We start from the raw sequence: 16,028 nt of genomic DNA on the forward strand, positions 1-16,028 counted from the left end.
GGCAGCGGCGGGCGCAGGCCGCCGCTGCGCGGTAACGAATGCCCACAATCGCGCACAGTTCGGCACGATTTCCTCAGATGAATTCGCTTATCATGGGCGCCCGATCGGCCGCACGCGCCGCCGACGCCCGATTCATCTTCGCCGTGCCCACATGAAACAGAACCGTCGCCGCTGGCGCATCGCGCTGGCCAGTGTTGTCGTCGTCGCGATCGCCGGCGGCCTGTCGCTCCACTACCTCTCGCCCGACCGGCATCCGCGCTACCTGAGCGCGCCGGTCGCGCGCGGCGATCTAGAGAACGCGGTGCTGGCCACGGGCGCGCTGCAGGCGTTCCGGCAGGTCGACGTCGGCGCCCAGGTGTCAGGACAGCTTAAGACGCTGAAGGTCCGCCTCGGCGACAAGGTCGAGAAGGGGCAATGGCTCGCGGAAATCGATCCGGTCATCTCGCAGAACGCGCTGCGGCAGGCGCGCACCAGCGAGGAAAACCTGCTCGCGCAGCAGCGCGCGACCGCCGCGCAGCTCAAGCAGACCGACCTCGCGTTCCGCCGCCAGCAGACGATGCTGCCCGACGACGCGACCTCCCGCGAGGCGTTCGAATCCGCGCGCGCGGCGCTCGACGTGCAGCGCGCGAACCTCGCGTCGCTCGACGCGCAGATCCGCGCGGCCCGCATCCAGATCGACACCGCGCAGGCCAATCTCGGCTATACGCGCATCGTCGCGCCGATGGACGGCGAAGTCGTCGCGATCGTCACGCAGGAAGGCCAGACCGTGATCGCGCAGCAGCAAGCGCCCGTGATCCTCAAGCTCGCCGATCTCGACACGATGACGGTGAAGGCGCAGGTGTCCGAAGCCGACGTGATCCGCATCCAGCCCGGCCAGACCGCGTATTTCACGATCCTCGGCGAACCGGACCGGCGCTATTACGGCAAGCTGCGCGCGATCGAGCCGGCACCGCAGAATTTCCTCGAATCGCAGGCCGGGCTCGGCGGCGCCGGCGGCGGCGCCACGAAGACGAACGCCGCCGTGTTCTACAACGCGCTGTTCGAGGTGCCCAACCCCGGCCATCGGCTGCGCATCTCGATGACCGCGCAGGTCAACATCGTCCTCGGCGGCGCGCGCAACGCGCTCAGCATTCCGGCCGCCGCGCTCGGCGCGAAGGACAAGAACGGCGCGTACGCGGTGCGCGTGCTGCGCGCCGACGGCAAGACCGAAACGCGCACGATCCGCACCGGCATCAACAACAACGTGAAGGTCGAGGTGCTGGCGGGCCTGAAGGAAGGCGAGCAGGTCGTGATCGGCGACGCCGACGCCGACTCGCAAGCCGCGTCGGCGACGGGAGCGTGACGATGACGCGGCCGCTGCTGCAGCTGACCGGCGTCACGCGGCGCTTCCCGGCCGGCGACCGGGACGTCGTGGTGCTGAGGAACGTCAGCCTGTCGATCGACGCCGGCGAGATCGTCGCGATCGTCGGCGCGTCGGGCTCCGGCAAATCGACGCTGATGAACATCCTCGGCTGCCTCGACCATCCGAGCGCCGGCAGCTACACGGTCGGCGGACGCGAGACCCGCACGCTCGACGGCGACGAACTCGCGCAGCTGCGCCGCGAGCGCTTCGGCTTCATCTTCCAGCGCTATCACCTGCTGCCGCACCTGAGCGCGGTCGCGAACCTGGAGATGCCGGCGATCTACGCAGGCAGCGCGCCGGCCGAACGCCGCGCACGCGCGCAGCGCCTGCTCGCGCGCCTCGGGCTCGCGGACCGCGAGGACCATCGGCCGAGCCAGCTGTCGGGCGGCCAGCAGCAACGCGTGAGCATCGCGCGGGCGCTGATGAACGGCGGCGAAGTGATCCTGGCCGACGAGCCGACCGGCGCGCTCGACTCGAAAAGCGGCGACGAAGTCATCCGCATCCTGCGCGAGCTGAACGCGCTCGGCCACACGGTGATCATCGTCACGCACGACGAGCACGTCGCCCGGCGCGCGCGCCGCATCGTCGAGATCCACGACGGCGAGATCGTCGCGGACCGCTCGAACCCGCACTACGCCGCGGCCGCCGAAACGGCGGCGGAGCCGGATACCGCGTGGCACGCGACGCCCGTGCTGCTCGCGCACGCCGGCGCCGATCCGGCGCTCGCCGTCGACGCCGGACAACCTGCACGACCCGCGCGGCCCGCGCGCCGCCTGTCGGCCGGCGCCGGCCGTTTCGCGGAAGCGTTCCGGATGGCGTGGCGCGCGCTCGTGTCGCACCGGCTGCGCACGGCGCTGACGATGCTCGGCATCATCATCGGCATCACGTCGGTCGTGTCGATCGTCGCGATCGGCGAAGGCGCGAAGCGCTACATGCTCGACGAGATCGGCAGCATCGGCACGAACACCATCAACCTCTATCCGGGCCTCGACTGGGGCGACAGCCGCGCGGACGCGATCCAGACGCTCGTGCCCGCCGACGTCGCCGCGCTGGCCGAACAGCCGTACATCGACAGCGCGACGCCCGAAACGTCCCGCACACAATTGCTGCGCTATCGCAACGTCGACGTCAACGCGCTCGTCAGCGGCGTCGGCGAGCGGTTCTTCCAGGTGCGCGGGATGAAGCTGGCGCTGGGCGTCGCGTTCGGCGCGGACGAGGTGCGCCGCCAGGCGCAGGTCGTGGTGATCGACCAGAACACGCGGCGCAAGCTGTTCGGCGCGCGCCCGAATCCGCTCGGCGAAGTGATCCTGATCGGCAACCTGCCGTGCGTCGTGATCGGCGTGGTGGCCGACAAGAAAAGCGCGTTCGGCGACGTGAAGAGCCTGAACGCGTGGGTGCCGTACACGACCGCGAGCGGGCGCCTGTTCGGCCAGCAGCATCTCGACAGCATCACCGTGCGCGTGCGCGCCGGCCAGCCGAGCCAGGCCGCCGAGCAGAGCCTGACGAAGCTGATCACCCAGCGGCACGGGCGCAAGGACTTCTTCACGTACAACATGGACAGCGTCGTGAAGACGGTCGAGAGCACCGGCCGGTCGCTGACGCTGCTGCTGTCGCTGATCGCGGTCATTTCGCTGGTGGTCGGCGGGATCGGCGTGATGAACATCATGCTCGTGTCGGTCACCGAGCGCACCCGCGAGATCGGCATCCGGATGGCGGTCGGCGCGCGCCAGACCGACATCCTGCAGCAGTTCCTCGTCGAGGCCGTGCTGGTCTGCCTGCTGGGCGGCGCGGTCGGGATCGCGCTGTCGTTCGGCGTCGGCGTCCTGTTCTCGATGTTCGTCGACCAATGGCAGATGGTGTTCTCCGCCGGCGCGATCGTCACCGCGTTCCTGTGCTCGACGCTCACGGGCGTCGTGTTCGGCTTCATGCCGGCGCGCAACGCGTCGCGGCTCGATCCGATCGATGCGCTCGCGCGGGACTGACAAAAATGACCATGACCCTGCCCTACCCGATCCGCCGCGTGGGCGCGCTCGCCTGCGCCGCCGCGCTCATCGCCGGCTGCGCGGCCACGCGCGACCGGCCGCCGCCCCCCGTCACGATGCCGGCCCACTGGGAATCGCCCGTGCCGCCTGACGCACCCAACGCACCCAACGCGCCCGCCACGCCGGCGGACTGGTGGCGCAGCTTCGGCGACCCGGTGCTCGACCGCCTGATCGACGACGCGCTGCGCACCAACAACGACCTCGCGATCGCGGCGATCCGCGTGTACCGCGCGCGGCTGCAGGCCGGGCTCGCCGACACGAACCTGACGCCCGCCGTCACGCTCGGCGCGAACGGCAGCGTGTCGCGCACGCTCGATACGCACCAGATGGGCCGCGCGAGCGGCATCACCGGCGCGCTGAGCTACGAGCTCGACCTGTGGGGCCGGCTCGCCGCGCTGCGCGACGCCGCGCGCTGGGAAGCCGATGCGACCGAGGCCGACCGCGAAGCCGCGCGGCTGTCGCTGATCGGCACGACGGCCGCGCTGTACTGGCAGATCGGCTACCTGAACCGGCAGATCGCGCTCGGCGACGCGAACATCGCGTATGCGGCGCGCACGGTCGCGCTGGTGCGCTCGCGCCACGCGGCCGGTGCAACCTCCGGGCTCGACCTCGCGCAGGCCGAGCAGAGCCTCGCCGCGCAGCGTGCCGCGCAGACGCAACTGCTCCAGCAGCGCACCGAAAACCGCCACGCGCTCGCGATCCTGTTCGACCGGCCGCCGCAGCAGAGCGCCGCCGAACCGCCGACGCTGCCCGACGGGCCGCTGCCCGCGGTCGCGGCCGGCCTGCCCGCGAACCTGCTCGGCCGGCGGCCGGACCTGCGCGCGGCGGAATTCCGGCTGCGCGAATCGCTGGCGAACGTCGACGCGACCCGCACGAGCTTCTATCCGACCTTCACGCTGACGGGCAACGTCGGCACGTCGAGCACGAGCCTCGAGCGCGTGCTGTCGAATCCGGTCGCGACGCTCGGGCTCGGGCTCGCGCTGCCGTTCCTCCAGTGGAACACGATGCAGCTGCAGATCAAGGTGTCGCAGACGCAGTACCAGGAGGCGGTCGTCGGGTTCCGCCAGCGGCTTTACTCGGCGCTGGCCGAGGTCGAGAACGCGCTGTCGGCGCGCGTGCAGCTCGAACGCGAGGCGGAGCAGCGCGCGCTGTCGCTCGCCCAGGCGCAGCGCGCGGAAACGCTGGCCGCCGCGCGGTTCGCCGCCGGCGCGACGGACGTGCAGCCGTGGCTCGACCAGCAGCAGCGGCTGCGCGACGCGCAGAGCGCCGAATCGCAGAACCGGCTGAACCGGCTCAACAACCAGATGACGCTGTATCGGGCGCTCGGCGGCGGCGCGTAGCAAGTCGTCGGTCGCGGTGCGACGGCCGCGCCGCCCGCGCCCGTCACTCCGCCACCGCTGCCCGCCGCCGCGCGGGCGCGAACGCGACGACGCTCGCGGTCGCCAGCACCGCGACACCCGCCGCGCCATACACCATCACCCACCCGAACCCTTGCACGAGCGCCGCGTGCAGCGCCGCGCCCGTCGGGTCGGCTTGGGCCAGCGCCGGCGCCAGCGCGTGCCATCCGTCCGCGCGGCCGGCCGCGATCTCCTGCGCGAGCGCGCGCAGCGGCGCGTCGCCGACCGCGCCGCCGACGCTCGCCTTCAGGCCCGACACGATCCCAGCGACCAGCACGAAGCCCATCGTCGCGATGTTCAGCGCGACCGAGATCATCCGCGCGCTCATGTCGATGCCCGACGCCATCCCGGCGCGCGCGCTCGGCACTGCGCCCGTCGTCGTGTTGGTGACCGGCGTGTTCGTGAGGCCGAGCCCGATGCCTGCGAGCAGGCAGCCGGGCAGCATCGTCAGCCAGTCGGCGTGCGCGGCCGCGCTGCCGACCCGCATCAGCGCGAAGCCCGCCGCGATCGTGAAGAGCCCGCCCGGAATCACGACGCCCGCCCCGTAGCGCAGCGCGAGACGCTCGCCGAACGGCGGCGCGACCAGCGTCGGCAGCGTGTACGCGAGCAGCGCGAGGCCGGCCGTCACGCTGTCGTAGCCGAGCGCGACCTGGAAGTAGATCGGCAGATAGATCATGAACGGCCAGAAGCTGAAGTTCATCCCCATCGAGCCGAAGATCGCGCCGGTGAACGCGCGAATCCGGAATACCGAGAAATCGAACATCGGGCGCGCGCTGCGGCGCTCGGCGACGACGAAGCCGGCCAGCGCGAGCGCGGTCGCGCCGAGCACCGCGAGCCCGGTCGCGCTGGTCAGGCCGATCGCGGCGCTCTGCGTGATGTAGAACGACAGGCCGAGCAGCGCGAGCGACAGCGTGACGATGCCCGCGACGTCGAGCGTGCCCGCGTGCGGATCGCGCGACTCCCGCACCCCGCCGCCGATCAGCGCGAGCGCGACGGCCGCGAGCGGCACGTGGACGAGGAACACCCAAGGCCAGCTCGCGATCGCGACGATCGCGCCGCCGACGATCGGCCCGAAGCCGAGCCCGATCCCGAGCACGATCCCCCAGACGCTGAACGCGCGGCTGCGCTCGCGGCCCTCGCGAAACTGGTGCGACAGCACCGCGATCTGGCAGGTCAGCATCGCGCCGCCGCTCGCGCCCTGCAGCAGCCGGCCCGCGACGAGCACCGGCACGTTCGGCGCGAACCCGCACAACAGCGACGTCACGCCGAACAGCAGCGTGCCCGCGACATACATGCGCTTGCGGCCGAAGCGGTCCGCGAGCGTGCCCGCCGCCATCAGCACCGTCGCGCAGGCGATCGTGTACGCGTTCATGATCCACTGCATGCCGTTGAAGTCGCCGTGCAGCACGTCCTCGAGCGTCGGCAGGATCACCGGCACGCTCGAGATCTCGAGGCCGAACATCAGTGAAGTGAGGCAGACGGCCGCGAGCGCGGCCGCATTGCGGCGGGTGTCGGATTGCGTCATGGGGAGTCGTGGCCTCGCGTAATGAACGGGAGTCGGTACTATATTGGGAACTTCACTCCCCATTGACTCATGCAATTCGCATGACCCGGGAATGCAAGGCACCAATCAAATGAGCGATCCGATGGATGACAGACTGGAAGGGGTAGAGGTGTTCGTGCAGGTGGTCGAGGCCGGCAGCTTCGCGCTCGCCGCGCAACGGCTCGACATGACGCGCTCGGCGGTCGGCAAGGCGGTCGCGCGCCTCGAAAAGCGGCTCGGCGCGCGGCTGCTGAACCGCACGACCCGCAGCCAAAGCCTGACCGACGACGGCCAGGGCTACTACGACCGCTGCGTGCGCGCGCTCGCCGAGCTCGACGCCGCGCAGGCCGATCTCGACAGCGGCCGCCACGAGCCGCGCGGCCGCCTGCGCGTCAGCGTGCCGCTCGCGTTCGGCCATCACTGCGTCGCGCCGATCCTGACGGAGCTCGCCCATACCTATCCGCATCTGCAGATCGACCTGTCGCTGACCGACCGGGCCGTCGACCTCGTCGAGGAAGGCATCGACCTCGCGGTGCGGATCGGCCGGCTGCCCGACAGCACGAGCCTCGTCGCGCGCCGGATCGGCACGCAGTATGGCAGCCTCGGCGCGTCGCCGGCTTACCTCGCGCGCTACGGCGCGCCGGCGACGCTCGACGCGCTCGCGCAGCACCGGACGATCGCCTATTCGCGCGCCGGCGTGCCGCGGCCGTGGGAAGTGCGCGATGCGGACGGACGCGCGGTGCGCGTCGACGTCCGGCATCAGCTCAGCTTCGACGACGTGCAGGCGATCGCCGCGGCGGCCGTGTCGGGGTTTGGGATCGCGTGGCTGCCGTGCTGGCTGCTCGCGCAATACGTGCGCCGCGGCGAACTCGTCGTCTTGCGGGAACGCTGTTTCGTCGACCAGGGCGAGATCAACGTCGTCTGGCCCCGGACCCGCTACCTGCCGCGCAAGACGCGCTGCGCGATCGACGCGCTCGTCGACGCGCTCGTGCCGCTGTTCACCGACTAGGGCCGGTGTTTACGCGTTGCCCAGCTCGACGAGCGGATGCGCGGGCAGCTTCCACGGCGACGTGAGGAAATGCCGCACGCGTTCGGCGCGCAGCTCGACGAGCGACGCCGGCGCCCAGCGCGGCTTGCGGTCCTTGTCGACGAGATGCGCGCGCACGCCTTCGCGGAAATCGCCCTCCTCGATCGCCCGCGCGACGATGCCGAGCTCCATCCGGAACGATTCGGCCAGCGTCATCTGGCGGCCGCGCAGCAGCGCCTCGCGCGTCACGGCGAGCATCGTCGGCGAATGGCCGAGCAGCGCGTCGAGCGTCGCCTGCAGCCACTGGCGATGCTCACGCGACAGCTCGTCGCGCGCGAGCTCCTGCGTGAGCGTCGCGACGGTCCGCTCGACCGTCGAGCGCTTGTCGAAGTGGCGCACGATCCACGGCAGCTGGCCGTCGAGCGCCGCGTGCGGCACGACGTTGCACGGCGGCTCGAACACCCGGCGCAGCGCGGCGAGCACGTCGCCGTCCCATTTGAGGTTCTCGATGCGCGTCTCGAACGTGTCGAGCCACGACGACGGCACGCACAGGTCCGCGAGCTTCGCGACGAGCGCATCCGCGCCGGACAGCGTCGCGCCCGTGAGCCCCACGTACAGCGCCAGCTCGACCGGCATGCGCGCAAGGAAGTGCGTCGCGCCGACGTCCGGCACGAAGCCGATGCGCGTCTCCGGCATCGCGATCTTGCTGCGCTCGGTCGCGACCCGCAGCGCCGCGCCCTGCGCGAGCCCCATGCCGCCGCCCATCGTGATGCCGTCCATCAGCGCGACGACCGGCTTCGGGAACGTGTGGATTGCGTAGTCGAGCCGGTATTCGTCGACGAAGAACGGCAGCCACGCGTCGCGCCGCGCGGCGTCCCGGTACAGCGCGCGCACGTCGCCGCCCGCGCAGAAGCCCTTCTCGCCCGCGCCGCGCAGCACGACGGCGACGATCTGGTCGTCGGCGCGGCAACGCGCGAGCAGCACCGCCAGCTCGCGCACCATCCCGTGCGACAGCGCGTTGAGCGCGGCCGGCCGGTTCAGCGTGATCAGCGCCACGCGGTTCAGCACGCGGCACAGAACCTCGGGCGCGGCGTCGGCAAACGCGTCATGCGTCGTGATCGGCGTGCTCATCGGTCCTGCTCCCCGTCGGTGTGCCACTGCGGCGCGCGCTTGCCGAGAAACGCGGCCACGCCTTCGCGCGGATCGTTCGTATCGAACAGGTCGACGAAGCGCTCGCGCTCGACCGCGAGCGCCGCGCTGCGCGGCACGCCGCGGCGCGCGAGGCCGATCAGCTCCTTGCTGTACGCGACCGCGTGCGGGCTCTGCCGCGCGACGTTGCGCGCGAGCGCGAGCGCCGCGTCGCGCGCGGCGCCCGTGTCGACCACGTCCTCGACGAGGCCGATCCGCAGCGCAGTCGCCGCGTCGACGCGCACGCCGGCCAGGATGATCTTCTTCGCCCAGCCTTCGCCGACCAGCCAGGGCAGCGTCTGCGTGCCGAGCCCGCACGGCAGCAGCCCGACCGACGGCTCGGGCAGCGCCATCTGCGCATGCGTCTCCGCGATGCGCAGGTCGCACGCGAGCGCGCATTCGAGCCCGCCGCCCATCGCATAGCCGTTGATCGCCGCGATCGTCACGAAGCGCGCGTCGGAGAGCGCCTCGAACGCCGAGCCGAAACGCGTGGCCATCGCGCGCGCGACCGCCGGGTCGCCGTCGGCGAACGTGTTGAGGTCCGCGCCCGCGCTGAAGAATTTCGGGCCGTCGCCGGTGATCACGAGCGCGCGCACGCGCGGGTTCGCGTTGAGTTCGCCGACGGTCTCCTGCAATTGCCGCAGGCCGTCGGCGGTAAAGGCGTTCGCGGGCGGCCGCTTGAGCGTCGCGCACGCGATCGCGCCGTCGTCGACGAAGTCCAGTTCGATCATTGCGCGTCCTTCTTCGTTGCCGGTTGGTAGAGGCGGATCACCGCCGAGAAATCGAGCTGGCCGTCGCCGCGGCTGCTCATCGTCTGGTAGAGCTGCTGCGCGAGCGCGCCGAGATAGACGGGCTGGCGCACCTGCTTCGCCGCGTCGTTCGCGAGGCAGAGATCCTTCAGCATCAGGTCGGTGCCGAAGCCGCCCGTGTAGCCGCGCGACGACGGCGCGGTGCCGATCACGCCCGGATACGGGTTGTACGTGTCCGAGCTCCAGCAGCGGCCCGTCGACGTGTTGACGATGCCCGCGAGCACCTTCGGATCGATGCCGAGCGCGACGCCGAGCGACATCGCCTCCGACACGGCCGCCATCGAGATGCCGAGCACGAGGTTGTTGCAGACCTTCGCGACCTGCCCCATCCCGGTCGCGCCGCAATGGACGATGTTCTTGCCCATCCCGGCGAGCACGGGCTGCACGCGTTCGAAATCCGCGTCGCTGCCGCCGACCATGAAGGTCAGCGTGCCCGCCGCCGCGCCGCCCGTGCCGCCCGACACCGGCGCATCGACGAACGCGCCGCCGTGCTCGCGCACGAGCGCGCCGAACGCCTGCGCGCTGGCCGGGTCGATCGTGCTCGAATCGATCACGGTCGCGCCCGCGCCGAGCCCGGCCAGCACGCCATGCTCGCCGGTCAGCACCGAGCGCACGTGCGGCGCGGCCGGCAGCATCGTGATCACGAACTCCGCGCCGGCCGCCGCGTCGCGCGGCGAGCCGGCCGCCTGCGCGCCCGCGTCCTGCAACGCGCGCAGCGCATCGGCGCTGAGGTCGAACGCATGCACTTCATGGCCGGCCTTCAGCAGGTTCAGCGCCATCGGCGCGCCCATGTGGCCGAGGCCGATAAAACCGATCTTCATGTTCAGCCCCTTGTCAGTGCAAACGGATCGTCGTATTCACCGGGCCGGCCGTCGTGTCGTCGTCGAACCAGCGCGCGGTGACCGTCTTGGTCTGCGTGTAGAACTGCACGACCTGCTTGCCGTACGGGCCGAGGTCGCCGAGCTTCGAGCCGCGCGAACCGGTGAAGCTGAAGAACGGCACCGGCACCGGGATCGGAATGTTGATGCCGACCTGGCCGACGTCGATCTCGCTCTGGAACTTGCGCGCCGCCGCGCCGCTCTGCGTGAACAACCCGACGCCGTTGCCGAACGGGTTCGCGTTGACGAGCGCGATCGCGTCGTCGAGCGAGTCGGCTTCGAGCACGACCAGCACCGGGCCGAAGATCTCGTGCGTGTAGATCGACATGTCGGTCTTCACGTTCGAGAAGATCGTCGGACCGACGAAATTGCCCTGCTCGTAGCCGGCCACCGTCACGCCGCGGCCGTCGAGCTCGAGCTTCGCGCCTTCCTTCACGCCCGCTTCGATCAGCGACAGGATGCGTTCCTTCGCGGCCTTCGACACGACCGGGCCGACGTCGGTGCCGGCCTCGTGCCCCGCGTTCACCTTCAACTGCTTCGCCTTCTCGACGAGCTCCGGCAGCCAGTCGCGCGCCTCACCGACCAGCACCGCGACCGACGTCGCCATGCAGCGCTGCCCCGCCGCGCCGAACCCGGCGCCGACGAGCGCATTGAGCGTCTGCTCGCGGTTCGCGTCGGGCAGCACGACCGCGTGGTTCTTCGCGCCCATCATCGCCTGCACGCGCTTGCCGTGCTCGCTGCCGAGCTGGTACACGTGCGTGCCGACCGCGGTCGAGCCGACGAACGAGATCGCCTTCACGAGCGGATGCGTGCAGATCGCGTCGACGACTTCCTTGCCGCCGTGCACGACGTTCAGCACGCCCTTCGGAATGCCCGCCTCGAGCGCGAGCTCGACGAGCTGCATCGTCGACAGCGGGTCCTGCTCCGACGGCTTCAGCACGAACGTGTTGCCGCACACGATCGCCATCGGGAACATCCACAGCGGAATCATCGCGGGGAAGTTGAACGGCGTGATGCCCGCGCACACGCCGAGCGGCTGGCGCAGCGTGTAGGTGTCGACGCCGCCCGCGACGTTCTCCGCGAACTCGCCGAGCTGCAGCGTGCCGATCGAGCATGCGTGCTCGACCACTTCGAGGCCGCGGAAGATGTCGCCTTCCGCGTCGGGCAGCGTCTTGCCCTGCTCGGCGGTCAGCGTCTTCGCGATCCGCTGCTGGTTGGCGCGCACGAGATCCTGAAACTTCAGCATGATGCGCATGCGCGCGGCGATCGGCGTGTTCTTCCACGACGCAAACGCCGCCTGCGCGGCCTGCACGGCCGCGTCGACTTCAGCCACGGTCGCGAACGGCACGCGCGCGAGCACCTCCTGCGTGGCCGGATTGATGATGGGACGCCACTCGTGCGTCTTCGATTCGACGAATTCGCCGTCGATCAGCAGCTTGACCGTCGGCACGTCTTGCCCCGCGTGGGGCGTCGGATTCGCGTTCATCGCTTGATTCTCCTTGGGAGTGCCGCCGCGCGACACAGCGCGCGGGCGGCCGGTTCGATGCATCGGCGGGCCGCGCGACGCGCGCGGCCCGCGCTCGGGTCATTTCAGTTCTGCAGAAAAATCCTCTTCCCAGTATTCGCCGGGCATCCGTGCGCTCGTGTCGTCGCCGCGCTCGATCTCGCGGCGGCGCAGCTCGACGCGGCGGATCTTGCCGGAGATCGTCTTCGGCAATTCCGCGAACTGCAGCCGGCGGATGCGCTTGTACGGCGCGAGCTTCTCCCGCGAGAAGCGGAAGATCTCGAGCGCCAGCGCCGGGCTGGCCTCGTAGCCCTGGCGCAGCGTGATGAAGGTTTTCGGCACCGCGAGCCGCAGCGGGTCCGGGCTCGGCACGACCGCCGCCTCGGCGATCGCCGGATGCTCGATCAGCACGCTTTCGAGTTCGAACGGGCTCAGCCGGTAGTCGGACGACTTGAACACGTCGTCCGCGCGGCCGATGTAGACGAAGTAGCCGTCGTCGCGGCGCATCGCAATGTCGGATGTGCGGTAGTGGCCGTCGCGCATCGCATGCGCGGTCGCGTCGGGGTTGTTCGCGTAGCCCGTCATCAGGCCGACCGGGCGCTCGACGCCCGCGCCGACCGGCAGCGCGACCTCGCCTTCGCTGACCGGCGCGCCGTCCGGGTCGAGCAGCTCGATCCGGTAGCCGGGCATCGGGCGGCCCATCGAGCCGGAGACGACCGGCTGGCCCGGCGAGTTGCCGATCAGGCAGGTGGTCTCGGTCTGGCCGTAGCCGTCGCGGATCGTGATGCCCCACGCCTTCTTCACGCGCTCGATGATTTCCGGGTTCAGCGGCTCGCCCGCGCCGACGATCTCGCGCAGCTTCACGTCGAACGACGCGAGCGGCTGCTGCACGAGCATCCGCCAGACGGTCGGCGGCGCGCACAGCGTCGTCACCTGGTACTGGACCAGCGCGTCGAGCACGACCTTCGGCTCGAAGCGCGCGTAGTTGAACGCGAACACGCACGCCTGCGCGTTCCACGGCGCGTAGAAGCAGCTCCACGCGTGCTTCGCCCAGCCGGGCGAGCTGATGTTCCAGTGGATGTCGCCCGGCTGCAGGCCGACCCAGTACATCGTCGACAGGCTGCCGACCGGGTAGGTGCGGTGCGTGTGCTCGACGAGCTTCGGCTTCGACGTCGTGCCCGACGTGAAATACAGCAGCATCGGGTCGCTCGAATGCGTGACGCCGTCCGGCTCGAACGCGGCCGGCGCCGCGTAGCCGTCGTTCATCGCGAGCCAGCCGGCGCGCGGCGCGCCGGCGACGATCCGCTGCGCGAGGCCGAGCTCGGGCTGCTCGAACTTCGCGGTTTCGTTCTCGTCGACGATCGCGTATTTCGCGCCGCCGATCTGCACGCGGTCGCGCACGTCGTCGGCGGACAGTTGCGTGGTCGCGGGCAGCACCACCGCGCCGAGCTTCATCGCGGCGAGCATCGCGTCCCACAGCTCGACGCGGTTCGGCAGCATCAGCAGGATCCGGTCGCCGCGCGCGACGCCGATGCCGCGCAGCCAGTTCGCGATCCGCGACGAGCGTTCGGACATCTGCGCGAACGAATACGGGTCGCCCGTGCCGGTCGCCGCGTCGACGATCCACAGCGCGGGCTTGTCGTTGCCGCGCGCCATCACGTCGAAATAATCGAGCGCCCAGTTGAACGGGTCGGGCGCCGGCCACTGGAAATCGCGGTACGCGGTTTCGTAGTCGGTGCGATGGCGCAGCAGAAAATCGCGTGCGTCCAGGAAAGCCTGTGCGGTCATCGAGTCGTCTCCTGTCTCCATGTTGCGCGGCGCGACGGACTCACAAGCCCCCGCGCTTCGCGATGCCCCGGCCATTTTTCGGTCTCTGGGGCTGGCTGCTGTCACCGGGCAACCGGCGCGACGCTCAAAGCTGCCGCGCGATCACCATCCGTTGCACTTCGCTGGTTCCCTCGTAAATCTGCGTGATGCGCGCGTCGCGGTAATGACGCTCGACTTCGTAATCGGCGAGGTAGCCGTAGCCGCCGTGGATCTGGATCGCGTCCGAGCACACGCGCTCGGCCATCTCCGACGCGAACAGCTTCGCCTGCGACGCCTCCGACAGGCACGGCAGCCCGGCCGTGCGCAGCTTCGCCGCGTGATGCACGAGCAGGCGCGCGGCGTTGATCTGCGTCGCCATGTCCGCGAGCTTCTGCTGGATCGCCTGATGCTCGGCGAGCGGCTTGCCGAACTGCACGCGCTCGCCCGCATAGCGGCGCGCCTTGTCGAACGCGGCGCGCGCGATGCCGAGCGCCTGCGCGGCGATGCCGATGCGGCCGCCTTCGAGGTTCGACAGCGCGATCTTCAGCCCTTCGCCGCGCGCGCCGAGCAGGTTCTCCTCGGGAATCGCGCAGTTCTCGAACGTGATCGGGCAGGTATCCGACGCGCGGATGCCCATCTTCTTCTCCGGCTTGCCGACGACGAAGCCCGGCGTGTCGGTCGGCACCAGGAACGCGGAGATGCCGCGCTTGCCGGCGTCCGGATCGGTCACGGCAAACACGATCGCGATGCCCGCGCGCTGGCCGTTGGTCACGAACTGCTTCGCGCCGTTCAGCACCCACTTGCCGTCGCGCAGCTCCGCGCGGGTGCGCAGGTTGTGCGCCTCGGAGCCGGCCTGCGGCTCCGTCAGGCAGAATGCGCCGATCGTGCGGCCGGCCGCCATGTCGGCGAGCCAGCGTTCCTTCTGCGCGGGGGTGCCGAAGCCGAGGATCGGCCCGCAGCCGACCGAGTTGTGCACGCTCATCATCGTCGCGCACGCGGCGTCGCCCGCGGCGATTTCCTCCATCGCGAGCGCATACGCGACGTAGTCCGTATACGCGCCGCCCAGCTCCTGCGGCACGATCATCCCGAGCAGGCCCAGCTCGCCGAGCTGCGCGACGACCGCATCCGGCAGGTGCGCGTCGCGGTCCCACTGCGCGGCGTTCGGCGCCAGCACCTCGGTGGCAAAAGCGCGCGCCGCATCGCGGATCATCCGCTGGTCTTCGGTGTAAAGCTCGTCCATGGCGCTGCCGTCTCCCGGCGGCCGGCGTGGCGCGGCCGCAATGTGTTTTCGATGAATCAAGTGTAGGCAACCGTGCACGACTGTTCGATGCTCGCACCGCTCATTTACACTGAGCGTTTTTGCCATAGCGGCGCCGTCGATGAAGCAGGAAGAAAAGGGAACCATCGCGATCAGTCTCGTCGCGTACAGCGTCGCGCTCGCGACGCGGCGCGGCGTCGCGGCCGAGCCGCTGCTCGCGCAGGCGGGCATCCCGCCCGCGCTGCTCGAGCAGCCGCGCGCGCGGGTGTCCGCGCAGCAATACGGCGCGTTGTGGAACGCGATCGCGCGCACGCTCGACGACGAGTTCTTCGGCCAGGACAGCCACCCGATGCGAAGCGGCAGCTTCATCGCGATGAGCCAGGCGGCGCTCACGGCGCGCGACGGCCTGCATGCGATGGCGCGCGCGGTGAACTTCATGCACTGCGTGCTCGACGACCTGCACGCGGAGCTCGACGCGAACCCGCAGCGCGTGCGGCTGCGCTTCGTGCACCGCAACAACGGCGCGACGCCCGCGATGTTCACGTACGCGACCTATTTCATCATCGTCTACGGGCTCACCTGCTGGCTGATCGGCCGGCGCATCCCGCTGCTCGCCGCGTGCTTCCGCTGCGACACGCCGCCCGCCGAGCACGAATACCCGTCGATGTTCTGCGACGACATGCGCTTCAACCAGCCCGATTCGTATGTCGATTTCGATCCCGAATTCGCGGCGCTGCCGGTCGTGCAGACCGCGAAGACGCTGAAGACCTTCCTGCGCAACGCGCCGGCCAGCTTCATCGTCAAGTACCGCAACCCGAACGCGCTCGCGCAGCGCGTGCGCGCGGTGCTGCGCGGGATGCCGCCCGCCGCGTGGCCCGGCGCGGCGGGGATGGCCGCGCGGCTGCACGTGGCCGAGGCGACGCTGCGCCGCAAGCTGCACCAGGAAGGCCACGCGTACCAGTCGATCAAGGACGCGCTGCGGCGCGATCTCGCGTTCGAGGCGCTCGCCGATCCGGCGCGCACGATCGCCGACGTCGCCGCGGCGGCCGGCTTCGCCGAGCCGAGCGCGTTCTACCGCGCGTTCCGCAAGTGGAGCGGGCGCAGCCCGGCCGAGTTTCGCGACGAGGCGCTGGCGCGCGGGGCCGACGCGCGCTGATTTCGTGGCGCACGGCCA

12 protein-coding genes are annotated in these 16,028 nt (G+C 70.6%); 5 read left to right on the top strand and 7 right to left on the bottom strand.

The window, feature by feature from the left end; all coding sequences use genetic code 11:
• Nucleotides 1–151 precede the first annotated feature (151 nt).
• From macA to KY49_RS32795, 3 genes are read left to right on the top strand one after another with little or no spacing between them, the layout of a single operon-like run.
• Entirely contained in the window at nucleotides 152–1,342 is a 1,191-nt protein-coding gene (macA, locus tag KY49_RS32785) for a macrolide transporter subunit MacA (protein ID WP_042588403.1), read from the top strand.
• A 2-nt stretch (nucleotides 1,343–1,344) separates the two neighbouring features.
• A complete protein-coding gene (locus KY49_RS32790) occupies nucleotides 1,345–3,384 on the top strand; it encodes a MacB family efflux pump subunit (RefSeq protein WP_042588404.1) in 2,040 nt (679 codons plus the stop codon).
• A gap of 11 nt (nucleotides 3,385–3,395) precedes the next feature.
• Nucleotides 3,396–4,784, top strand: a complete 1,389-nt coding sequence (locus KY49_RS32795; RefSeq protein WP_442854663.1) for an efflux transporter outer membrane subunit — start codon at nucleotides 3,396–3,398, stop codon at nucleotides 4,782–4,784.
• A gap of 43 nt (nucleotides 4,785–4,827) precedes the next feature.
• Here KY49_RS32795 and KY49_RS32800 read toward each other — a convergent pair whose 3' ends face one another.
• On the bottom strand, nucleotides 4,828–6,366 hold the full coding sequence (locus KY49_RS32800) for an MFS transporter (protein WP_042588406.1): 1,539 nt from the start codon (nucleotides 6,364–6,366) through the stop codon (nucleotides 4,828–4,830).
• Between the two features lie 121 nt (nucleotides 6,367–6,487).
• Between KY49_RS32800 and KY49_RS32805 the strand changes: the two genes are divergently transcribed.
• Nucleotides 6,488–7,393: a LysR family transcriptional regulator gene (locus KY49_RS32805; RefSeq protein ID WP_042588925.1), complete on the top strand. Its 906-nt coding sequence runs from the start codon at nucleotides 6,488–6,490 to the stop codon at nucleotides 7,391–7,393.
• Between the two features lie 9 nt (nucleotides 7,394–7,402).
• On the opposite strand, the gene KY49_RS32810 is transcribed toward KY49_RS32805, so the two are convergent.
• The 6 genes from KY49_RS32810 to KY49_RS32835 form a co-directional block, all read right to left on the bottom strand.
• On the bottom strand, nucleotides 7,403–8,542 hold the full coding sequence (locus KY49_RS32810; protein WP_042588407.1) for an enoyl-CoA hydratase/isomerase family protein: 1,140 nt from the start codon (nucleotides 8,540–8,542) through the stop codon (nucleotides 7,403–7,405).
• Nucleotides 8,539–9,330 (bottom strand): enoyl-CoA hydratase, encoded by a 792-nt coding sequence (locus KY49_RS32815; RefSeq protein ID WP_042588408.1) that lies wholly within the window; start codon nucleotides 9,328–9,330, stop codon nucleotides 8,539–8,541. Before KY49_RS32815 ends, KY49_RS32810 begins: the two co-directional genes overlap by 4 nt.
• Entirely contained in the window at nucleotides 9,327–10,229 is a 903-nt protein-coding gene (gene mmsB, locus KY49_RS32820; protein ID WP_010089837.1) for a 3-hydroxyisobutyrate dehydrogenase, read from the bottom strand. The genes KY49_RS32815 and mmsB overlap by 4 nt, the downstream gene beginning before the upstream one ends.
• Nucleotides 10,230–10,242: 13 nt before the next feature.
• A complete protein-coding gene (locus KY49_RS32825; protein WP_042588409.1) occupies nucleotides 10,243–11,772 on the bottom strand; it encodes a CoA-acylating methylmalonate-semialdehyde dehydrogenase in 1,530 nt (509 codons plus the stop codon).
• Nucleotides 11,773–11,871: 99 nt separating this feature from the next.
• Nucleotides 11,872–13,578: an AMP-binding protein gene (locus tag KY49_RS32830; protein ID WP_042588410.1), complete on the bottom strand. Its 1,707-nt coding sequence runs from the start codon at nucleotides 13,576–13,578 to the stop codon at nucleotides 11,872–11,874.
• A gap of 124 nt (nucleotides 13,579–13,702) precedes the next feature.
• A complete protein-coding gene (locus KY49_RS32835) occupies nucleotides 13,703–14,836 on the bottom strand; it encodes an acyl-CoA dehydrogenase family protein (RefSeq protein WP_042588411.1) in 1,134 nt (377 codons plus the stop codon).
• A gap of 139 nt (nucleotides 14,837–14,975) precedes the next feature.
• On the opposite strand from KY49_RS32835, the gene KY49_RS32840 reads away from it, so the two are divergent.
• Nucleotides 14,976–16,010 (top strand): AraC family transcriptional regulator, encoded by a 1,035-nt coding sequence (locus KY49_RS32840; protein WP_042588412.1) that lies wholly within the window; start codon nucleotides 14,976–14,978, stop codon nucleotides 16,008–16,010.
• Nucleotides 16,011–16,028 lie beyond the last annotated feature (18 nt).

Origin of the sequence: Burkholderia sp. MSHR3999, from assembly GCF_000833595.1 — a bacterium.
Taxonomy (GTDB): domain Bacteria; phylum Pseudomonadota; class Gammaproteobacteria; order Burkholderiales; family Burkholderiaceae; genus Burkholderia; species Burkholderia ubonensis.